The sequence below is a fragment of the Nocardia sp. CWNU-33 genome (genome assembly GCF_046764895.1).
Classification (GTDB): Bacteria; Actinomycetota; Actinomycetes; order Mycobacteriales; family Mycobacteriaceae; genus Nocardia.
This window is the reverse complement of record NZ_JBKOQN010000039.1, coordinates 26,993-48,121: the sequence shown is the minus strand read 5'-3', so window position 1 is coordinate 48,121 and position 21,129 is coordinate 26,993. Positions and strand designations below refer to the sequence as shown.

Here is a 21,129-nt window from a genome sequence, read left to right as displayed (position 1 = left end):
GGTTGACCGCCGACAGTGGGAGACTCGAGAGTATGCAGCAGTACGGCGATTCCCCCAACGCCGACGACATCGGCCGCGGTGATCGCCCGGACGTGACGGTGCCCACTCCCGAACGCTCCTCCGGCTACTTTCCCGGCAGCGACGACAAACACCCGGTGCTGATCACCGAGGCCGCACCGTCGCTGGAAGATCAGCATCGCGCCCGCGTCCGCAGGTACACGATCATCATGGCCTTCCGCATCCCCTGCCTGGTGCTGGCCGCGTTCGCCTACAGCGCCTTCAGCAATGCCCTGATCTCGATTCTCATCATCGCCGCATCCATCCCGCTGCCCTGGATCGCGGTGCTGATCGCCAACGATCGCCCGCCGCGCCGCAAGGACGAGCCGAGCCGCTGGGACGAACGCCGCAAGGCCATCGAATCGCGTCCACACAACGCCATCGACAGCTGAGTTCCCGCCCGAACGAGACTATGTGGGAACCGGGGCGGTCGTGCGCCGAATTCCCGCCGAGAGCAGTGCCGCGATACCGCAGAGCCCACCCGCGATATACCAGGCCGTGGTGTAGCTGCCCTGGAGATCGCGGATGACGCCCGCACCGGTCGCGGCGATCGCCGAACCGATTTGGTGCGCGGCGAACACCCAGCCGAAAGCGACCGGACCATCCGCGCCGAACAGTTCGCGGCACAGCATCACCGTCGGCGGGACGGTGGCGATCCAGTCGAGGCCGTAGAAGATGATGAACACCCACATGCTGGGCTGGGTGTGCGGCGAGAACAGCGACGGCAGGATGAGCAGCGACAGTCCGCGCAGGGTGTAGTAGCCGACCAGCAGGTAGCGGGGGTCGACCCGGTCGGTGAGCCAGCCCGAGGCGATAGTGCCCGCGACGTCGAAAATACCGACCAGCGCGAGCAGGCCGGCCGCGGTGGTGGACGGCATGCCGTGGTCGTGTGCGGCGCTGACGAAGTGGGTACCGACCAAGCCGTTGGTCGATGCGCCGCAAATCGCGAATCCGGCTGCCAACAGCCAGAATCCGGGTCGGCGCGCAATGGTGGCGAGCACGGTCAGCGCGCGCATCGCACCGCCGGTCGCGGGCGTGCGCAGGCCCACCGAGCTGCCCGCTTCCGCGCCGTAGGCGGAAACACCTGCGTCGCTGGGGAAATCGCGGATGAACAGCCACACCAGCGGCACCACGGCCAACGCGGCGCCGGCGACGATCAGCGACGGCACCCGCCAGCCGTGATCGTGTGCCGCCGCCGACACCAGTGGCAGGAAGATCAGCTGCCCGGTCGCGCCGGCGGCGGTGAGCACTCCGGTGATCAGTCCACGCTGGCGCACGAACCAGCGGCCGGTGATGGTCGCCACGAACGGCATCGACATCGAGCCGACGCCGACACCGACCAGCAGACCCCAGGTCAGCACCAGATGCCAGGGCTGTGTCATGAACACGGTCAGCCCGCTGCCCGCCGCGACGAGCAGCAGTGCGCACGCCACCACTTTGCGGATGCCGAAGCGATCCATCAGCGCGGCCGCGAACGGTGAAATCAGGCCGTACAACAACATATTCAGCGAAACTGCCGCGCCGATCGTGCCGTGCGACCACCCGAATTCCTCGTGCAGCGGATCCATCAGCACGCTCGGCACGGACCGGAAAGCCGCGGCGCCGAGCAGTGCGACGAACCCCACACCCGCCACGATCCATGCCGGATGCAGCCACGGCCGGTTCATGGAATCGATAGGTCCCTGCGCCGGGGGCGTCTGCAGTTCGGTCACCTGCTGAGCGTGCCGGAATCTCCCTCGGGGAACGAGTGGCCGGGATGCCATTAACCGCCAAGATCGTGCCACTCCGGCGCGACCGGCACCGCCTCGACAGCGCACCGGCCGCCCCCTACTGTGTGGCGGGGGAATTCGACAGAACGTCATTGTGGCGTGGCACACCGTCACGCGGCAGGCAAGAGGCGCAGTGCCGCACCAGCGTTCACGCGGCCGTCGGGGCATACCCCGCAGGACAGAGGAGACAGCATGATTCGGTGGGCCTGGGCCTTCCTCGATCGGCCCGCGCAGCGTTTCGACGACTGCGCGACGTTCTGGTCCACCATCACCGGCACCCAGCTCTCGCCCCGCCGCGGCGCGAACGACGAATTCCTCACGCTCCTACCGGATCCCGCGCTGTTCGCCGCCGCAGGGGTCAAAATGCAGTCGGTCACCGGCCTCGGCGGCGTGCACATCGACTTCGATGTCGACGACATCGCCGCCGCCGTCCGCATCGCGCTCGACCTCGGCGCCGACCTGGTCGCCAACCACCCGGACTATGCCGTCCTGCGCTCGCCGTCGGGCCAGACGTTCTGCTTCACCCCCAGCGGCCGCGCCAAGGGCCAGCCCGCGCCGGCCGTCAGCGCGCCGGACGGCACGCTGACCCGTTTGGATCAGGTGTGCCTGGACATCGGCGCCGCCGATCACGAGGCCGAGTCAGACTTCTGGACCGTCCTGACCGGCTGGGATCACCAGCAGGGCAGGCTGCCGGAATTCTCCCGGCTGCGCGCAAAGAATCAGCTGCCCCTGCAACTGCTGCTGCAGCGCCTCGGTGCGGACCGCCCGACCAGTGCGCATATCGACCTGTCGTCGTCGGATATCCACGCCACCGCCGCCTGGCACGAATCCCTCGGCGCGACCCGAATCCAGAATCACGAACACTGGATCGTCATGTCCGACCCCGCCGACGCCACCTACTGCATCACCTCCCGCGACCCCAGCGGAGTCTGACGGCCGCCGAGCGGCACCCGGCCGAGCGTCGACGGTACGCGGATCTGTGACACGGCGAACACCTGGCGAGTGCTGCGCGGTTGCGGTGGCAGAGTACCGATGTGCCTACGAACCAGACGACGACCGGATCGCTGCTCACCGCGTTGTGCCCGGATCTGCGGACCGCGCTGACCCGAGTCCGCTACGACGCGGACACGCTGCTCGAGGTGCTCGGAGTCGATGTACACGCGGCGCTCGGTCGGTCGGAGCCGGTGCCGGTGCGGCGCGCCGCACGGGACGCGGGCGAACTCGGCACCCTGATCCGGTTGCTGTTGCTCGGCGACGCACTGCCCCAGCGAGACGTCGCCGCCGCGCTCGCACTCGTGGATATCGAGCGCGCCGTCGAGGCAGGATTGCTGGACCGGGACGGTGATCTGGTGCGCGCGGCATTGGACCTGCGCCCTTTGGACGTTGGCGTCGGCACTCGGTGGATCCTGTCCGATCTCGACGACTCGATGCGAAGGCGCACGCTGACCGAAGAGCATGTACTCGGTGTCGGCCACGCTTCGCTGTCGCTGCTGCGCGCGACGCCGACCCGCAAGGTCGGTTCGGTACTCGATCTCGGCACCGGCTGTGGCGTGCAGGCCGTGCACGCGGCCTCCTATTCCGACCGGGTGACCGCCACCGACGTGAACCCGCGCGCGTTGTGGCTTGCCGAAGCGACCGCCGCACTCAACGGCCTCGACATCGAGCTGCTGGACGGTTCCTGGTTCGAGCCGGTGGCCGGACGTCGCTTCGACCAGGTGGTGGCCAATCCACCCTTCGTCGTCGGCCCCGCCCGCATCGAGCACACATACCGCGATTCCGGCCTCGCCCTCGATGGCGCAAGCGAACTGGTGATTTCCCAGGCCTCGGAGTTACTCGCCCCCGGCGGCACCGCGGCGATGCTCGCGGCGTGGGTGCATGTGGACGGCGAGGACTGGCGGCACCGGGTGTCGTCCTGGCTGCCCGCGCACGGCGTCGACGCCTGGGTGGTGCAGCGCGATGTCGCCGACCCCGCGTTGTATGTGGGCACCTGGCTGCGCGACGCCGGGCTCGATCCGCGCGACCCGGCCGCGCAGGCCCGTGCCGAACAGTGGCTCGACGCCTTCACCGCGGCCGATGTCGAGGGCATCGGCTTCGGCTTCGTCTATCTGCGCGCCATCGACGGCCCGACCGAATTGCTCGCCGAGGACCTCACGCACGGCTTCGACGACCCGCTCGGCGACGAGGCGACCAGGTATTTCGAGCGCTCGGCCTGGCTGCGCGCCGCCGCAGGCGACGAAAACCTGGCCTGGTCTTCGCGTTTCGCGGTGGATCCGGCGACCGCGCTGGAACGTGTCTATCTGCCGGGCGAGGACGGCTGGGCTCAGGAGGTCGCTCGGCTGCACCGCGGTGACGGACCACGCTGGCAGCACGAGGTTGACGAATCCACCATCGCCCTCGTCGCGGGAATGCGGGCGGACGGGATGCCGTTGTACGAGTTGATCGAACTGCTGGCGGTTGCCACCGGATCCGACGAGGTAACCACCGAGTTCATGGCCGACGCACTGTCGGTGGTGGCCGGACTGGTCCGCCACGGATTGGTGCGACCCGTCTGACCGACGGCCGCACCGGTGGGCGGCGGACGCGCTCGACAACGAGTGTTCCGATTCCGGATGCTTCTCAGGAACTTCTCAGACGGAAGTGACGGAACCCGCAGTTCAGAGCGGTTTATCTGGGCGGTAGCGGGGAACTTTCTCATTGTCGGGTCCGTTGTTCGGAGTGAGACACCACCGACAGGAGGCAAGTCATGACCAGCCCCGCCACCACTCGTGTGCGCACCAGCGATATGGACCTCGACGCCCAGAGCCCCGCCGCCGACCTGGTACGCGTGTACCTGAATGGGATCGGTCGCACTGCACTGCTCACGGCCGCCGACGAGGTCGAGCTGGCCAAGCGCATCGAGGCGGGCCTCTATGCCCAGCATCTGCTGGAGACCGGCAAGCGTCTATCGGCCATGCGCAAGCGCGATCTGGCCATCGTCGTCCGCGAGGGCCAGTCCGCCCGGTCTCATCTGCTCGAGGCCAACCTCCGCCTCGTGGTCTCGCTTGCCAAGCGCTACACCGGCCGCGGCATGCCGCTGCTGGACCTGATCCAAGAGGGCAACCTCGGCCTGATCAGGGCGATGGAGAAGTTCGATTACGCCAAGGGCTTCAAGTTCTCCACCTACGCCACCTGGTGGATTCGGCAGGCCATTACCCGCGGCATGGCCGATCAGAGCCGCACCATCCGGCTACCGGTCCATCTGGTCGAGCAGGTCAACAAGTTGGCCAGGATCAAGCGCGAGCTGCATCAGCAGCTCGGCCGCGAAGCCACCGACGCCGAGCTCGCCAACGAGTCGGGCATTCCGGTCGAGAAGATCTCCGATCTGCTCGATCACAGCCGCGACCCGGTAAGCCTCGATATGCCGGTCGGCAACGACGAAGAGGCCCCGCTCGGCGATTTCATCGAGGACTCCGAGGCCACCTCGGCCGAGTCCGCGGTCATCGCGGGTCTGCTGCACCACGATGTGCGCAGCGTGCTCGCCACCCTGGACGAGCGCGAACAGCAGGTCATCCGGCTGCGCTTCGGCCTGGACGACGGCCAGCCGCGCACCCTCGACCAGATCGGTAAGCTCTTCGGACTCTCCCGCGAGCGGGTGCGTCAGATAGAGCGCGAGGTCATGTCGAAGCTGCGCAAGGGTGAGCGGGCCGATCGGCTGCGCGCCTACGCGAGCTGATCACAAGGTAATTCGCGACCGCGACCCCGGCACCCCCATGGCGCCGAGCCACTTCGAGGCCGGTTCGGCGCCCCGGCTCGGTGACCGTATCGGTCACCTGGAAACGCCGACCGGTGTCCGCGCATCCCGTCCCCTCCGGGTTCGCGCGAGCCGGTCGGCGACGCTTACTTCCGGCGGCCGGCAGTGCTCATTTGTGTCCCGCTCAGCCCAAGCGCCGCGGGCCCGCGTCGAAACGGCTGGGTTCCGGGCCTATTCGGGCTCGGGCGTAGAGGATCGAGGCCGAGGCCGCCGAGGCGAGAACCGGATCGAAGGACAGTTCACGGAGTTCGGGGATGTCGTCGAAGAGGGCCGAAATGCGTTGGGCCAGTTCGGCGAGGGCAGCCTTGTCGACACGCGGGCTGGCCGGGGTGCCGGACAGCAGTGGCGCGGCGCGCGGCGCGTCGATCAAGGCGGTGGCCTCGTCCTCGGTCAGCGGCAGAGCGCGGTAGGCACGGTCGCCGAGAAGTTCGATGATCAGACCGGACAGACCGAATTCGATCACGGAACCGAACGACGGATCGTCCTGCACGCGTAGGACACAACCGACGCCGGGGGTCGCCATCTTCTGGATATGCAACACGGGGTCACCACTGAGTTCTGCCAGATGGGCGTAGGCCTGGCGCACCGCCTCGGGCCGCCACAGATCAAGTCGGACACCACTGAGGTCGGGCCTGCGCCGCCACAGTTCCCCGGTCGCCTTGGCCGCCACCGGATAACCGAGTTCTGCTGCCGCTGCGACGGCCTCGTCGGCGTTGTGCACTTCGCGATATTCCACAACGTGGATGCCGTAACAGTCCAGCAGGTCGACGGTTTCCTGGTCGGTCAGCCTGCGTCCGGCAGGGTCCGCCATCCATTGCGCCACCAATCCCCTGGCCCGCTCGGTGTCGATGTCGTTCGGGCGGCGGACCACCGAGACCGGCTTGGTGCGCCACTGTGCGTAGCGCCGCACCCTGGCCAGCGCACGCGCGGCACGTTCGGGGTCCGGGTAGGACGGTATCGAGCCGCGCACGGCCGCCCCGCCTTGCCCGCGCATCGCCAGCAGGTTCGGAATCCCCTGTTCGGCAACGAAGGTGGTCAGGATCGGCTTGCCGGAGTCGGGCACGGCCATGGCCGCCTCACGGATGGCGTCGGCGAATCCGGCTATCGGCAGCGGCACCGGAGGGGCGAAAACCACGATCACCGCGTCGATCTCATCCGACCGCAGTGCCGCGACCACGGCGTCCAGGTAGGCGCCAGGCGTCGCCTCCGGGCCGAGGTCCACTGGCTCGCCCACCGACTGCTCGTCGACGCCGCGCTCGGTCGGACGGGGGCGTCGAGCGCTCTCGGTCGCGTCACTCGTCGGTCGTCGCACCTCCAGCCCCTCCCCTCGGGCCGCATCGACGGCCAGCCAGTTCAACGCGGCGCTGTTGCCGATCACCGCGACCCGGGGACCGGCGGGCAGCGGCTGGTAGCCCAGCAGAGCCGCGCAGTCGAACAGCTCCGAGATCGAGTCGACCTGAACGATGCCGGCCTGCGCGAACAGATCCCGCACGATCGAGCGGTCCATATCGCCGGTCGGCTGGGCCCGCGCAGCGAGCCTGCCGCTGCTCACTGCGACGATCGGCTTGGTCCTGGCGACCCGGCGCGCAATGCGAGAGAACTTCCGCGGATTACCGAAACTCTCCAGATACAGCAGGACTACCTCCGTGGCGGCATCGGTGTCCCAGTACTGCAGCAGGTCATTGCCGGACACGTCGGCGCGATTGCCCGCCGACACGAAGGTCGACAATCCCAGATTGCGTGCGGCAGCCTCACCGAGAATCGCGGCGCCCAACGGTCCGGACTGACAGAAGAATCCGATGCGCCCACGTCCCGGCAGCAGCGAGGCAAGGGTCGCGTTGAGCGCGACCGCCGGATCGGTATTGGCGATGCCGAGCGCGCTGGGACCGACCACACGCATCCCGTGCCCGCGCGCGGCGGCGACCAACTCGCGTTCGGCGGCGTCGCCGTCCGCGCCGGTCTCCCCGAAACCCGCGGTCAGCACCACCAAACCCTTGACGCCTTTGGCCATACAGTCGTCGAGGACCGAACCGATGGCCGCGGCAGGCACGGCGACCACCGCCAGATCCACCTCGTCCGGAATGTCGCGCACCGTCGGATAAGCCCGCACTCCGCGCACCGACTTCCGATTCGGATTGACCGGAAACACCGGCCCCTGGAACGCACCGGAGAGCAGATTCGCCAGCACAACCCCACCCACCCGCCCGGTGCCAGGGGTCGCGCCGATGACGGCCACCGAACCCGGCGCGAGCAGATTGCCCACACTGCGCGCCTCAGAGGCCCGCTCACGCGAATCACGCACCGAGAGCAGGGCTTCGGTCGGGTCGATGGCAAATTCCAGGTGCAGCACCGAGCCGTCCCTGCTGCGCTCGACCTGATAGCCCGCGTCGCGGAAGACCGTCACCATGACGGTGTTCTCGGCGAGGACCTCGGCGACGAACGTCTCGATCTTGTTCTCCGCGGCGGCGCCTGCCAGATGTTCGAGCAGAATCGAGCCCAGGCCGCGGCCCTGATGCTCGTCGGCCACTACGAACGCGACCTCCGCGGCGCGCGGTCCGGTGCGAGCGAGTAGCTCGTAGCGGCCGACCGCGATGATCGCCTCACCGAGTTCGAGCACCAACCCGACTCGGTCGTGGTGGTCCACGTGGGTGGAGCGGTAGAGGTCTTTGGGCGAAATCCGTGGGTACGGACCGAAATAGCGCAGATACCTGGTGCGGTCGGACAGCGCGGCGTGGAACTGCTGCAGTCGATCGGCGTCATCGGGAGTGATAGGGCGAAGCCGCACCACGCCACCGTCGGAGGCGAGCACGTCGGCGAACCAGTGCTGGGGCGGCGCCGCGGGGGTGTCCGGAGAATCCGGGACAGGTGTCGGCTCAGTCACGGGGGTCCTCCGGATCCAGGCCGAGCAACCCGAAGGTGGCCCGACGCGTGGCCAATACGGCCGTGTCGATGGCACGTTGAGCGCGGTCGATCCGCGCGTCCCCAGTCTCCCCGGTGCCGCCGGGCCCGTCCCACCGGTGGTAGGCGATGTCGCCACCGTCACCCATGGTCCACGGCAGGTCGACGGCAGGCGCTTCGACGCGAACGCGGTCGATCCAGTCCTGCGGCACTGCGGTTTCCGGTGCGACGGTGCGGTCGAGCGCAGTCGCCAGCAGGTGCGTCCAGGCCCGCGGCACCACCCGGACCAGGCCGTATCCGCCGCCGCCGACGGCCAGCCAACGGCCTTCCGCATGCCGGTCGGCCAACTCTCGCATAGCGAGGAAGGCCGCGCGCTGGCCGTCGACGGTGAGCTCGAGATCGGCCAGCGGATCCTCGCGATGGGTGTCGACGCCGCATTGGCTGACGATGATCTGTGGCCGGAATGCCGCCACCGCACCGGGCACCACCGCGTGGAAACCGCGCAGCCACTGGGCGTCTCGGGTGCCCGGCAACACCGCAAGATTGATCGCGGTGCCCTCGGCGGGACCGCTGCCGGTCTCCTCCGGCCATCCGGTGTTGGGCCACAGAGTGGCCGGATGCTGGTGGATCGATATCGTCAGCACCCGGGGATCGGAGTAGAAGGCCCGCTGCACGCCGTCGCCGTGGTGTACATCCACGTCGATGTAGGCGATGCGGTCGAAGCCGTGATCGAGCAGCCATGAGATGGCCACCGCCGCGTCGTTGTAGATGCAGAACCCGGCGGCCGAATCGGCCATCGCGTGATGCATGCCGCCGCCGATGCTCACCGCCCGCCGCGTGCGACCCTCCGCGATTTCGCGGGCCGCGGCCAGGGTCCCGCCCACGATCACCGATGCGGCCTGATGCATCCGGGGAAATATCGGGTTGTCCGGCGAACCGAGTCCGTAGTCCGGCGCCAGCGGCAAGCCGACCGGCGCGGTGGCGTGCGCCACGGCCTCGATGTACGCCGGGGTGTGGATGCGCAGCAGATCCGCGACGTCGGCTGCGGCGGGCTCCAACCGCTCGACACCGTCGAGCAATCCGAGACTTTCCGCCAACGCCATGGTGAACTTCAGCCGCGCCGGTTTCATCGGATGCTGCGGCGTCCAGGCGTAGTCGAGGAACCGGTCGGTCCAGACAACGGTTCCGGTAGCGGTGGCCATGGTTGCCACGCTAGAGCGTTGCGAGCCGCTTGTCGGTTCCTGCCGGTATAGCAGCGCAGATGTCGATCGAGTTGTCGACACGCTCCGGCGGGAAGCTAACAACCCCACAGGTTGTTCGTATGCAGTAGAACTACAGGCAAGTGCGAACACGGCGACGCCGTGCGCCGACAGGATTCCCGCAGCACAGTGCATTGGATCGTGACACCGGAGCGCGAAACGGTCCGGCACACGATGGTGCCGCTGTGCGTGGGTAGAATTCGTGCCGACGAAGGGGTAATACAGGTGAAGGATCTGGTCGACACCACGGAGATGTACCTCCGTACCATCTACGACCTCGAGGAGGAGGGCGTGGTGCCCCTCCGCGCCCGGATCGCCGAGCGCCTCGAGCAGAGTGGTCCGACGGTGAGCCAGACCGTCGCTCGCATGGAGCGCGACGGTCTGCTGTTGGTCGCCGGTGACCGTCATCTCGAGCTGACCGACAAGGGACGAAGCATGGCTGTCGCGGTGATGCGCAAACATCGCCTCGCCGAACGCCTGCTGGTCGACATCATCGGCCTGGACTGGCAGAACGTGCACGCCGAGGCGTGCCGCTGGGAACACGTCATGAGCGAGGATGTCGAGCGGCGGCTGGTCGAGGTGCTCAACCATCCGACCACCTCCCCCTACGGCAACCCCATCCCTGGCCTCGACGAACTGGGCATCATTCCGCCCACAGGCTCCGAGGAGACCCTGGTGCGACTGTCGGATCTGCCGCACGGGCAGGTGCACGCAGTCGTCGTGCGTAGGCTCGCCGAGCACATCCAGACCGACCCCGAGGTCATCGGCCAGCTGCGTGAGGCGGGCGTGGTGCCCGACGCGCGCGTGACGGTCGAGACCAAGCCGGGTTCGGTGGTCATCACCGTGCCGGGCCATGAGGGTTTCGAGCTCTCGGACGAAATGGCCCACGCCGTCCAGGTGAAGCTGGTCTGACACGTGAAACTTCTGGTCACCGGCGGCGCAGGCTATGTCGGCGGGGTGTGTGCACAGGTCCTGCTCGAAGAGGGTCATGAGGTCGTGGTGGTCGACGATCTGTCGACCGGCAATGCCGACGGCGTCCCGGCCCGCGCCCGCTTCGTCGAGGGTGACGTTGCCGGTGCCGCGCCCGCGCTGCTTGCCGCCGAAACCTTCGACGGCGTCCTGCATTTCGCCGCGCAATCGCTGGTCGGCGAGTCCGTGCAGCAGCCGGAGAAGTACTGGCAGGGCAACGTGGTGAAGACACTGGAGCTGCTGGAGGCGATGCGCAGCACGGGCACGCCACGGCTGGTTTTCTCCTCGACTGCGGCCGTCTACGGCGAGCCCGAGCAGGTGCCGATCACCGAGGATGCGCCGACCCGCCCGACCAACCCGTACGGCGCGTCGAAGCTTGCCATCGATCACGCCATCACCTCCTACTCGAACGCGCACGGGCTGGCAGCGACCAGCCTGCGCTACTTCAACGTCGCGGGCGCTTACGGCGGGCTCGGCGAAAACCGGGTGGTGGAAACTCATCTCATCCCCCTCGTGTTGCAGGTCGCCCTCGGGCACCGCAAGGCGATCTCGGTCTTCGGCACCGACTGGCCCACCCCCGACGGCACCGCCGTCCGCGACTACATCCACATCCGCGACCTCGCCCAGGCCCACCTGCTGGCGCTGGACACCGCCGAATCGGGCACACACCGGGTCTTCAACCTCGGCAGCGGCACCGGATTCTCGGTCCGCGAGGTGATTTCGGCCTGCGAACGCGTCACCGGCCTGCCGATCGCCGCACAGGATTCCCCGCGCCGCGCGGGCGATCCCGCGACTCTGATCGCCTCCAGTGATCGCGCGGTCGCCGAACTCGGCTGGCTCCCGAAGCACAACGACCTCGACGAGATCGTCGCCGACGCCTGGGAGTTCCTGCGCGCCTTGGGTTCTCGCGCCCACTCGGCACCCTAGACGAGCGCCGGGAAGCGGAAACCCACCAACTGGGCCGATCCGGGGCCGCGTGCGCAACCATCGACCTGCTGTCTCGGCGAGCGTTCGCGGACCGGGCGCACCGGCGCACCATCAACAGCCCGAGCGCAGGGGGCCCTGCCGTCGTCGACGCAATGAGCCGGCGGCCGTGGTGGCCCCGCTGCCATCGTTCAGCACAACTCGATGCCGAGATCGGCTGCGGTCTCCAGACCGGAGCGGGCCAGTCTGCGCAACTGATCCGGCCGCATGCCCGCGTGCAGCGCAGTTTCCAATAGGATCGCCATCTGATGTGACGGGTCGGCCTCCAGCGCCGCGTGGAAGGCGATGCCCGCCAGCGGGCCGTCACCGCGGACGTAGGCGCTGTAGCCGAGCAGCGCGGCGGCATCGGCGCGATCGGAATCCGACAGCACTCGGACCAGCTCCGCCCATAGTCGCTCTGCCGAAGCGGCGTGGTCCCCGACCGCCAGCGCGAACAGCGCATCACGCACCACTCGATCACGCAGTGCAGCAGCCAGTTCCGCCAGTTCTCGCGCCGTGAGCCTGGTGCCGAATTCGGTATTGGCGATCTGCCACAGGACGTGCTCGAGCATGCGGCGGTGGTAGCCGTCCGGATCGCCGCGCCGGACCGCCCCCGCATACCGTTCGCGGGCGGCGGTGACCGCGTCCCCGAGCTGGGCCGCGACCTGTGAGCGCAGTGCGTCGTCCGCGGCCACCATGGCGGTCAGCTCCGAGCGGGCGCGGTGGATGGGCCTGCCGTCGAGCACATGTGCCACCGTCACCATCGAGGTAGCCGGATCCGGCAGCGTCCCAAGCCGTTCCGCGTCTGGCAGGCTCCACCAGCGCTCATCCTTGTCGATCGCGCGGACAGCCCAGGCGCCCCCGAGGATGACGCCGTGATCGTCGACGAGCCGCCGAGCGAAGGTGGCGATCAGTGCGCCGTGCGACCCGGTGCGGGGGACGCGGCGAGCGTCGGAACGCTGTCGCGCCGGTGCACGAAGGCGGTCGTCGATGATCACCGCCAGCACCTCGCTCGCGTTCTCGCCGTGGCAGATCCGTCCGACCTGCTCCGCGAACACCGCCGCCAACCCGCATCTGCCGCGGTGACCCTGTTCCAGATCGAACCGGACCACCGCGTCGATGATCGGGATGTCGACGTGCTCGGGAGCGGCGCGCAACACCGTGACGACGAGCGAGCGCTCCGGCACGAACCCGACCATTGCGGGCAGCGCCGCGATCAATTCGCCTGGATCGTCGATGTGTAGCTGCATCGGTGCGGCAGACTCGAACCGCGGGGCTTGCTCCGCGCAAGCGACGGTGCGGCGCATGCGATCGCCGGAATCCTCGACTGGGGCGGGGTTGACGGGAGTGGTCATGCGTCGAGAGTGCGCTCGCCTGTCACCATGTCCGGGTGGCCGACCAGGCCTTTCCGCTGCCCTGGGGAAAACCCTTGTCCTGTGGGCGATTAGGCCCCTGGCACCGGAGCAGTTGCCCGGCCTTGTCGGTGCCGCCTGCTACTGTCCGCCGCCGGTCCCGCTGCGCGGCCTATGCCTGCTTGACCCGCTGCACCGCCGTCGTGAACAACTCGTCCAGCGCGACCGTATCCGGCTTCACGGCGCTGAAGGACATGTAGGTCACCGCAATCCGCACGTCACCGACCTGACCGGTCAACGTCTGCATGGATTGGGTCAGCCCGGCTCCGCCGACCTCCGGCGCCACGGTGCGCCGCAACGCCAGCGTGTCGTCGGCGGCGATCGGCGGCGGTGGCTGCAGTTGGGTGGTGACAGTCGTGGTGGCGCCGGCTCGGGCGACCTGCAGCGTTTCGCACCGCTTCAGCTGGTTGCGCAGCGCAGACAGCGGCTGGTCGGTCCTGGTCAGCTCGACGGTCACGGAGGCGCGGCTGTCGTTGTCGGTGCCGACCGCGATGGCCGTCTGATCAGGCCCGAACCGCTGCTCGGGCGGCAGGCAGCCCTCGGGCCGCACGGTCGAACCCCGCCCGATGCCGGTGAGATCGCCGGCGGCCTGTGCGGCTGCCTCCGGTGGCAGCACGACCGCAGGATACCGAGCCGGGAACTGCGCGGGATCCGGTAACAGCGCCGCGAGTTGGGCGCCGATGTGGCGCTGCACAGCGGTCGGTGCGGACACGACCGGGTGACCGGTCACCGTCGATGCACAGCCGGCGAGCAGCAGCGCACCCGCAACGACAGGCAGCCGGCCCGACATCGCGGATTTGAGTTGCCCCCTGCGCATCGAATCGGGCACAGTCACTCGACCACTGTGCCAAATTCCTGGTGCCCGACCGCGATGCCACGCCGGGCGCGGCCGACGCGGGAATGCGGCGAGCAGCACGGCGGTTGGCTGTTGATATGGGTCGGGGTCCGGCCGTGAGCGCGACCGTCTGCGCCATGGGGGACAATGGACAGTGGTTCGCCCGCTGCGAGACGGCAACACGCCGAAGACCTGGAAGTTCTTCGGATAGCTTGCGGCTCGCATCGGTGAACCGCGCAGGAAGGAGTACGCGATGGACCACGAGTCGCGAATGTACGAGTTGGAGTTCCCCGCTCCGCAGCTGTCATCCGACGATGGCTCGGGTCCGGTACTGGTGCACGGACTGGAAGGCTTCACCGATGCCGGGCATGCGGTGCGGCTGGCGACTACGCACCTGCGCGAGAGCCTCGAAAGCGAACTGGTCGCCTCGTTCGATGTGGACGAGCTGTTGGACTACCGCTCGCGGCGCCCGCTCATGACGTTCAAAACCGATCACTTCTCGGATTACGCCGAGCCCGAGCTCAACCTATGGGCGCTACGCGACACCGCAGGCACGCCGTTCCTGCTGCTTTCGGGCCTGGAGCCGGACCTGCGCTGGGAGAAGTTCACCACCGCGGTTCGGCTGCTCGCCGAACAGCTCGGCGTGCGGCGCTGCATCGGGCTGAGCGCGATTCCGATGGCGATCCCACACACCCGTCCGCTCGGCATCACCGCGCATTCCTCCGACAGCGACCTCATCACCGAGCATCAGCGCTGGCCGGGCGAGCTGCAGGTGCCCGGAAGTGCGTCCTCGCTGCTGGAGTACCGGATGGCGCAGCACGGGCACGAATCCGTCGGCTTCTCGGTGCATGTGCCGCACTACCTCGCACAGACCGCCTATCCGGAGGCCGCGCAGACGCTATTGGAGAATGTCGCGGGCAATGCGGGTCTGGAGATTCCGCTGGCCGCGCTCGGTGAGGCTGCCGCGCGGGTGCGTGAACAGGTCAACGAGCACATCGCGGGCAACTCCGAGGTGGAGACGGTCGTGCACGCGCTGGAGCGCCAGTACGACAGCTTTGTGACCGCGCAGGAACACCAGTCGAGCCTGCTCGTCGGCGACGGCGAACTGCCCAGCGGCGACGAGCTCGGCGCGGAGTTCGAGCGCTTCCTGGCCGAACAGGGCGGCTACGACGGCAACGCCGACGCCGAGGGCGACGAGACCAAGTAAGGGATTCAGCGCCGATCACCGGGCGGTCGGCCACCGGAAGGTAGCCCGTAGGGTGGTCGGAGTGGATCTGACCGAACTGCTCGAGATACCGGGAACCGACGCCGACGCACTGTACGAGTCGTTCGGGACGTGGGCGGCCGAGCAGGGCACGCCGTTGTATCCCGCACAGGACGAAGCGCTGCTGGAGCTGGCGTCCGGATCGAATGTCATCTTGGCTACCCCGACCGGCTCCGGCAAATCACTGGTCGCCGTCGGCGCGCACATGTTCGCACTGACCCGAGGTCAGCGCACCTACTACACCGCCCCGATCAAGGCGCTGGTCAGCGAGAAATTCTTCGCGCTGTGCGAGGTGTTCGGCGCCGACAAGGTCGGCATGGTGACCGGCGACGCCGCGGTGAACCCGGAGGCGCCGATCATCTGCGCGACCGCCGAGATCCTGGCCAACATGGCGTTGCGCGAGGGCACAGCCGCCGATGTCGGCCAGGTGGTGATGGACGAGTTCCATTTCTACGCCGACCCCGATCGCGGCTGGGCCTGGCAGGTGCCGCTGCTGGAGCTGCCGCGCGCCCAATTCCTGCTCATGTCGGCCACCCTCGGTGAAGTCGACTTCTTCGCCGCCGACCTGGAGCGCCGCACCGGCAACCCGACCGCCGTGGTCGCGGGCACCGAACGCCCGGTGCCGCTGAGCTATTCATATGCGCGCACGCCCATCACCGAGACGCTCGAAGACCTCGTCACCACCAACCAGTCCCCCGTCTATGTCGTGCACTTCACCCAGGCCGCCGCGCTCGAACGCGCCCAGGCACTGACGAGCGTGAACTTCGCCAGCCGCGCCGAAAAAGACGCCATCGCCACCGCTTTGGGGGATTTCCGCTTCTCCTCGGGATTCGGCAAGACCCTGTCACGATTGATCCGCCACGGCATCGGCGTGCACCACGCGGGCATGCTGCCCAAGTACCGCCGCCTGGTGGAACGCCTGGCCCAGGACGGACTGCTGAAGGTGGTGTGCGGCACCGACACCCTCGGCGTCGGCATCAATGTGCCGATCCGCACCGTGCTGCTCACCGGCTTGACCAAATACGACGGCGTGCGCACCCGCAGGCTCAAAGCCCGCGAATTCCATCAGATCGCCGGTCGCGCGGGCCGCGCCGGATTCGACACCCTTGGCACGGTCGTGGTGCAAGCGCCCGACCACGAGGTAGAGAACACCAGACTGATTGCCAAGGCGGGCGACGATCCGAAGAAGCAACGCAAAGTGGTGCGGCGTAAACCGCCGGAGGGCTTCGTGTCCTGGAGCGAGGAGACCTTCGATCGCCTGGTCGCCGCGGCCCCGGAACCGATGGTGTCGCGCTTCGCGGTCACGAACTCCATGCTGCTCAACGTGATTGCCCGACCGGGCAACTGCTTCGAGGCGATGCGTCACCTACTCGAAGACAACCACGAGCCGCGCCCCGCCCAGCGCCGCCACATCCTGCGCGCCATCCGCCTCTACCGGGCGCTGCGCGATGCCGGTGTGGTGCAACAGCTTCCGGAGCCAGACGCACAAGGCCGCAGAGCCAGGCTCACCGTGGACCTGCAACGTGACTTCGCCCTCGACCAACCGCTCTCGCCGTTCGCACTCGCGGCATTGGAGCTGCTGGACAAGGAATCTCCCGCCTATACCCTCGAGGTCGTCTCGCTCATCGAGTCGACGCTGGAGGATCCGCGCCAGCTGCTGATGGCCCAGCAGCACAAGGCCCGTGGCGAGGCGATCGCCGAGATGAAGGCCGACGGCATCGAATACGACGAGCGCATGGAACTGCTCGAAGAGGTCACCTGGCCCAAACCTCTTGCCGAGCTGATCGATCCGGCCTTCGAAACCTACCGTGGCGGGCATCCGTGGATGTCGGAGTTCGCGCCGTCGCCGAAGTCGGTGGTGCGCGACATGATCGAGCGTTCGATGACCTTCGCCGAACTGATCTCGCACTACGAGCTGGCCCGCTCCGAGGGCGTCGTGCTGCGCTACCTGGCCGACGCCTACCGCGCATTGCGCCGCACCGTACCGGAGTCGGCCCGCACCGAGGACCTCGACGACATCACCGAATGGCTCGGTGAACTCGTGCGCCAGGTGGACTCGAGCCTGCTCGATGAATGGGAGCAGCTCACCAACCCAGGCGCGGAGACCGACGCCGACCAGCTCGCCTTCGGCGCCGAGACGATCCGCCCGATCTCCGCCAATGAACGCGCCTTCCGGGTGATGATCCGCAACGCCATGTTCCGCCGCGTTGAGCTGGCCGCCCTACGCCGCTGGGACCTGCTCGCCGGGATGGGCACCGGCCCGGACTGGGAAGCCGACCTGGCCCCTTATTTTGCCGAGTACGAACGCATCGGCACCGGTCCCGACGCGCGCGGTCCGCAACTGTTCCAGGTGGAACAACGCCCCGAGTTCTGGCACGTGCGCCAGGTGCTCGACGACCCCGCCAGCGACCACGGCTGGGCCCTGGAAGCAGTCGTCGATCTGGCCGAGTCCGATGCCGCAGGTGAGGTCGTATTCGACGAGGTCACGGTGTCCGCGGGGTGATCATGGTCAAGGTGTCGTCAACGAGTTCGTAATCGGGGCCATTGCGCTGATACTCTCTCGCGCGGTACCTGAACGAAGGCAACAGACCAAACCATGGAGAGTTCCCTTAGATTGATCAGTTCAAACATGCCCGAATCACCCTTCTTGGTCATCGACCCTGAGCGGGTGCGCGATAACTTCCGCGCACTCCGCACCGCGCTACCCACGGCGCGAATTCGGTTCGCGGTCAAGGCAAGTCCGGTTCCGGAGCTCATCCGGCTGCTGGCGAAGGAGGGTGCGGAGTTCGACGTCGCCAGCGTCGGCGAGATCGAACTGTGCCTGCGTGCGGGTGTCGACCCGGCACGGATGTGCTACGGGAACCCGATCAAAAAGGCCGCCCACATCGCGGCCGCCGATGCCGCGGGCGTGCGCCGCTACGCCTTCGACACCGAGGACGACCTACTGCGCATCGCTGCACACGCACCGGGCTCCGAGGTCGAATGCCGCTTCCTGTCCGCGGCCCCCGAATCCAAGACCCCGTTCGGCACCAAGTTCGGCTGCAGCCCCGCCGAGGCGTTGCGCCTGCTGGTGCGCGCCCGCGATCTCGGGCTGATAGTGGCGGGACCGTACTTTCACGTCGGTTCGCAACAGCTGGACCCCGAGGCCTGGCGGATCGGTATCGAACAGGCCGGAGATATCGCTGTGGCGTTGGCGGACAAAGACATTCAGGTCGAGTCGGTGAACATCGGCGGCGGCCTGCCCATCTCCTACGTCGAGGCGGCGCCCGCGCTCGACGACATCGCGGCCGTTGTTGCGGCCGCGACCGCTGAATTCCTGCCCGAGACCGCCGGACTCGTCATCGAGCCGGGCCGTGCGCTCGTGGGGTCGGCGGGCACTATTCACGCCGAGGTGGTCGGCGTGCGCATCGCGCCGGATGGACGGCGCTGGGTGTATCTCGACATCGGCCGCTACAACGGGATGGCCGAGACAGAGAACGAGTACATCGCTTACCGCTTCGTCACCGAACGTGACGGTGATCCCGTAGACGAGGCGGTGGTGGCCGGTCCGACCTGCGACGGCGACGATGTACTGTATCAACGCACGCGAGTCCTCCTTCCGACCACGTTGCGAGCCGGTGATCGCATTCAGATCCTCGACACCGGCGCCTATACCGCGAGCTATTCGTCGGTGTCCTTCAATGGTTTTCCGCCCTTGACCGTTCATGTCTCGGGCGCTGAGCGAGAGTGAGTTGCCCCATGACGGCGGAATTCACCGGCTGGCACGTGCTGGCCGAGTTCGGTGGTGTCGACGCGGCCCTCTGCGATGACCTCGAACGACTCGAAGCGGCGATGCGAAAATCGTTGATCGCCGCGGGAGTCACGATCTGCGATGTCGTGCACAAGAAATTCGAGCCGCAGGGCGTCACCGTGCTTGCGCTGCTGTCGGAATCGCATGCCTCCATCCACACCTACCCGGAGTCGGGTGACATCTTCGTCGACGTCTTCACCTGCGGGAGCATCGGCGAGGGCGCCTCGAAGGCCGTGGAGCTGCTTCGGGATGAGTTGTCGCCCAAGGAAGTTCGCATGTCGACCATCCGACGCGGCCGGGCCGGGCATCGCGTCGAGGAGCCGGTCGGCGAAGGGTTGACCCGTATCTGGGATGTCTCCGACGTCATCGTCGACACCCACACGCCCTTCCAGCACATGCTGATCGCGAAGACCGAGCAGGGCATCAGCCTGTTCTCCGACAACGATCGGCAGTCCACCGAGTTCTCGCAGCTCACCTACCACGAGGCGATGATGGTTCCCGCCTTCGTGCTGGCCGAGAAGCTGGAAAACGTGCTGATCATCGGTTCCGGTGAGGGCGTGGCAAGCCAGATGTCGGTGGCGGCGGGTGCGACCCATGTCGACCATGTCGACATCGATCAACTCGAGGTCGAGCTGTGCGCCGAGCACCTGCCCTACGGCTACACGACCGCGGAGCTGACCGCAGCGGTCGAGGGCGAGGGCCCGATCACGGTGCACTACGCCGACGGCTGGGACTTCCTCGCCGAGGCAACCGAGGCGGGCACCCGCTACGACGTCATCGTGATCGACCTGCCCGACGAGCGAGTCGAGGACGCGCAGCACAATCGCCTGTACGAGGCGGAATTCCTGCAGCGATGTCGGGCCCTGCTCGCACCCGGCGGTGTGCTGTGTGCGCAGGCCGGTTGCGCGACCATGTGGCGCAACGAAACCCTCAAGCGGTCCTGGCAGCGCTTCCACGAGCAGTTCGGCACGGTCGTGCACTACGGCAGTGACGAGCACGAGTGGTCGTTCCTGTTCGGACTCGTCGAGCCGATCGCCGACCCGGTGCAGGCCATGACCAACCGGCTGGTCACGCTGCCCTACCGTCCGGAGACGATCGATGATCGCGCCCTGGTACGCGGAGCCATCGAGCCGCACGCACTGCGCGCGCAGCAGTAATTGTCGATAGACCGAGACGCACCGGCTCCCTGCGGAATTCACCGCGGGTGCCGGTGCGTTCGGGGATGTCGGCCACTATTGGACGACCGGGTGCCCTGACGGGTTCGCCCTGGATACCGTCGCCACCGGCACGGTATGTTCGACTCCCCTGCCGACGACGGCTCCGCGAGCGGTTTCGGCTCCTCGCCAGTGGGTCCGAAGACCCGGCCGTTTTTCCAAGCGCTGCGCTCGAACATGCGCTGCACCGGCGTCGCGATGAAGGTCGTGACCGTGGTCATCACCACGAGGATGGTGTAGAGCTCCAGCGTGATCAGCCCGGCGGTCAGGCCGATGTGCAGCAGCACCAGCTCCATCAATCCGCGGGCGTTGGCCAGTGCGCCCATCGCACCCGCCTCCCGCCAGCCCATGCCCTGGGTCCGGGCGACCAGGCCCACCGCACCGAACTTGCCGGCGAACGACACCACCAACACCACGGCAGTCATCACTACCACCGCGGGTTCGACGATCACACCGAGTTTCGTGTTGAGTCCGGTGTAGATGAAAAAGGCAGGCAGCAGTAGATATCCGACCAGCGGCTCGAAGCGCTGCCGGATCTGCTCCACGAGTTCGCCGCGCGGCATCACCAGACCCGCGACAAACGCACCGAGCACCGAGTGGATGCCGACGAAATCGGTGAAGCAGGCGGCCAGCAGGACTACCAGCAAGACGACGGTCAGCGGGGCGACCGGCAACCCGCCCGCGCGCTCGGCGTCGCCGCGGCGCGGCACCCAGGTGTCGAGCCTGGCCAGCCAACGTCGCGTTAGCGAGCACGGACAGTCGAAGATCGCCGGAACGGCCCCGAGCGCAACTCCGTCTTCCCCGTATCCGGAGGGTAACTCGCGCGACTTACCGTTTTCATGCCGCGCGCCTGGCATACACCGCGAGCGGCTGAATGCCTTGCGGTGCAGGCTAACTCGATTCGACGGG

At 67.8% G+C, this 21,129-nt stretch carries 16 protein-coding genes; 10 read left to right on the top strand and 6 right to left on the bottom strand.

Annotation, left to right across the window (positions count from 1 at the left end; all coding sequences use genetic code 11):
- The first annotated feature begins 32 nt into the window (after positions 1-32).
- Positions 33-449 carry a DUF3099 domain-containing protein gene (locus tag ACLMAL_RS33775; RefSeq protein ID WP_412002779.1) on the top strand — a complete coding sequence of 139 codons (417 nt, stop codon included), beginning with the start codon at positions 33-35 and terminating at the stop codon, positions 447-449.
- 18 nt (positions 450-467) lie between these two features.
- Here the strand turns inward: ACLMAL_RS33775 and ACLMAL_RS33770 are convergent, their stop codons facing one another.
- On the bottom strand, positions 468-1,724 hold the full coding sequence (locus ACLMAL_RS33770) for an MFS transporter (protein WP_412002785.1): 1,257 nt from the start codon (positions 1,722-1,724) through the stop codon (positions 468-470).
- A gap of 294 nt (positions 1,725-2,018) precedes the next feature.
- Between ACLMAL_RS33770 and ACLMAL_RS33765 the strand changes: the two genes are divergently transcribed.
- The 3 genes from ACLMAL_RS33765 (at position 2,019) to ACLMAL_RS33755 (ending at position 5,538) form a co-directional block, all read left to right on the top strand.
- A complete protein-coding gene (locus tag ACLMAL_RS33765) occupies positions 2,019-2,759 on the top strand; it encodes a VOC family protein (protein WP_412002778.1) in 741 nt (246 codons plus the stop codon).
- 101 nt (positions 2,760-2,860) lie between these two features.
- Positions 2,861-4,378: a methyltransferase gene (locus ACLMAL_RS33760; protein ID WP_412002777.1), complete on the top strand. Its 1,518-nt coding sequence runs from the start codon at positions 2,861-2,863 to the stop codon at positions 4,376-4,378.
- A gap of 191 nt (positions 4,379-4,569) precedes the next feature.
- Positions 4,570-5,538, top strand: coding sequence for a sigma-70 family RNA polymerase sigma factor (locus tag ACLMAL_RS33755; protein WP_328403545.1), 969 nt, complete (start codon positions 4,570-4,572; stop codon positions 5,536-5,538).
- A 202-nt stretch (positions 5,539-5,740) separates the two neighbouring features.
- Here the strand turns inward: ACLMAL_RS33755 and ACLMAL_RS33750 are convergent, their stop codons facing one another.
- Positions 5,741-8,497, bottom strand: coding sequence for a GNAT family N-acetyltransferase (locus tag ACLMAL_RS33750; RefSeq protein ID WP_412002776.1), 2,757 nt, complete (start codon positions 8,495-8,497; stop codon positions 5,741-5,743).
- Complete coding sequence (locus ACLMAL_RS33745) at positions 8,490-9,716, bottom strand: acetoin utilization protein AcuC (RefSeq protein WP_412002775.1); 1,227 nt, start codon at positions 9,714-9,716, stop codon at positions 8,490-8,492. The genes ACLMAL_RS33750 and ACLMAL_RS33745 overlap by 8 nt, the downstream gene beginning before the upstream one ends.
- A gap of 282 nt (positions 9,717-9,998) precedes the next feature.
- Here ACLMAL_RS33745 and ACLMAL_RS33740 point away from each other — a divergent pair, with 282 nt between their 5' ends.
- The gene (locus ACLMAL_RS33740; RefSeq protein ID WP_328413207.1) at positions 9,999-10,685 is read left to right on the top strand and encodes a metal-dependent transcriptional regulator; all 687 of its coding nucleotides are present in this window, start codon (positions 9,999-10,001) and stop codon (positions 10,683-10,685) included.
- Between the two features lie 3 nt (positions 10,686-10,688).
- Entirely contained in the window at positions 10,689-11,669 is a 981-nt protein-coding gene (gene galE / locus ACLMAL_RS33735) for a UDP-glucose 4-epimerase GalE (RefSeq protein ID WP_412002774.1), read from the top strand.
- A 188-nt stretch (positions 11,670-11,857) separates the two neighbouring features.
- On the opposite strand, the gene ACLMAL_RS33730 is transcribed toward galE, so the two are convergent.
- Both ACLMAL_RS33730 and ACLMAL_RS33725 read right to left on the bottom strand, forming a co-directional pair.
- Positions 11,858-13,060 (bottom strand): DUF4192 domain-containing protein, encoded by a 1,203-nt coding sequence (locus ACLMAL_RS33730; protein ID WP_412002773.1) that lies wholly within the window; start codon positions 13,058-13,060, stop codon positions 11,858-11,860.
- A gap of 169 nt (positions 13,061-13,229) precedes the next feature.
- Positions 13,230-13,952, bottom strand: coding sequence for a sensor domain-containing protein (locus ACLMAL_RS33725; RefSeq protein WP_412002772.1), 723 nt, complete (start codon positions 13,950-13,952; stop codon positions 13,230-13,232).
- Positions 13,953-14,205: 253 nt separating this feature from the next.
- Here ACLMAL_RS33725 and ACLMAL_RS33720 point away from each other — a divergent pair, with 253 nt between their 5' ends.
- From ACLMAL_RS33720 to speD, 4 genes are all read left to right on the top strand, one after another.
- Positions 14,206-15,159, top strand: a complete 954-nt coding sequence (locus ACLMAL_RS33720) for a PAC2 family protein (RefSeq protein WP_412002771.1) — start codon at positions 14,206-14,208, stop codon at positions 15,157-15,159.
- 61 nt (positions 15,160-15,220) lie between these two features.
- Positions 15,221-17,719 (top strand): DEAD/DEAH box helicase, encoded by a 2,499-nt coding sequence (locus ACLMAL_RS33715; protein WP_412002770.1) that lies wholly within the window; start codon positions 15,221-15,223, stop codon positions 17,717-17,719.
- A 126-nt stretch (positions 17,720-17,845) separates the two neighbouring features.
- Positions 17,846-18,946 carry a type III PLP-dependent enzyme gene (locus ACLMAL_RS33710; RefSeq protein WP_412002769.1) on the top strand — a complete coding sequence of 367 codons (1,101 nt, stop codon included), beginning with the start codon at positions 17,846-17,848 and terminating at the stop codon, positions 18,944-18,946.
- Between the two features lie 8 nt (positions 18,947-18,954).
- Positions 18,955-20,163, top strand: a complete 1,209-nt coding sequence (speD, locus tag ACLMAL_RS33705; RefSeq protein WP_412002768.1) for an adenosylmethionine decarboxylase — start codon at positions 18,955-18,957, stop codon at positions 20,161-20,163.
- A gap of 38 nt (positions 20,164-20,201) precedes the next feature.
- Here the strand turns inward: speD and ACLMAL_RS33700 are convergent, their stop codons facing one another.
- Positions 20,202-21,077 carry a cation:proton antiporter gene (locus ACLMAL_RS33700; protein ID WP_412002767.1) on the bottom strand — a complete coding sequence of 292 codons (876 nt, stop codon included), beginning with the start codon at positions 21,075-21,077 and terminating at the stop codon, positions 20,202-20,204.
- Positions 21,078-21,129: the final 52 nt, after the last annotated feature.

Excerpts from the sequence above, each read along its gene's own strand:
- ACLMAL_RS33700 (WP_412002767.1), bottom strand. The coding sequence starts at position 21,077 with ATGCCAGGCGCGCGGCATGAAAACGGTAAGTCGCGCGAGTTACCCTCC.
- ACLMAL_RS33775 (WP_412002779.1), top strand. The coding sequence starts at position 33 with ATGCAGCAGTACGGCGATTCCCCCAACGCCGACGACATCGGCCGCGGT.
- ACLMAL_RS33730 (WP_412002773.1), bottom strand. The coding sequence starts at position 13,060 with ATGACCACTCCCGTCAACCCCGCCCCAGTCGAGGATTCCGGCGATCGC.
- ACLMAL_RS33765 (WP_412002778.1), top strand. The coding sequence starts at position 2,019 with ATGATTCGGTGGGCCTGGGCCTTCCTCGATCGGCCCGCGCAGCGTTTC.
- ACLMAL_RS33770 (WP_412002785.1), bottom strand. The coding sequence starts at position 1,724 with ATGAACCGGCCGTGGCTGCATCCGGCATGGATCGTGGCGGGTGTGGGG.
- ACLMAL_RS33720 (WP_412002771.1), top strand. The coding sequence starts at position 14,206 with ATGGACCACGAGTCGCGAATGTACGAGTTGGAGTTCCCCGCTCCGCAG.
- ACLMAL_RS33710 (WP_412002769.1), top strand. The coding sequence starts at position 17,846 with ATGCCCGAATCACCCTTCTTGGTCATCGACCCTGAGCGGGTGCGCGAT.
- ACLMAL_RS33755 (WP_328403545.1), top strand. The coding sequence starts at position 4,570 with ATGACCAGCCCCGCCACCACTCGTGTGCGCACCAGCGATATGGACCTC.
- speD (WP_412002768.1), top strand. The coding sequence starts at position 18,955 with ATGACGGCGGAATTCACCGGCTGGCACGTGCTGGCCGAGTTCGGTGGT.
- ACLMAL_RS33745 (WP_412002775.1), bottom strand. The coding sequence starts at position 9,716 with ATGGCCACCGCTACCGGAACCGTTGTCTGGACCGACCGGTTCCTCGAC.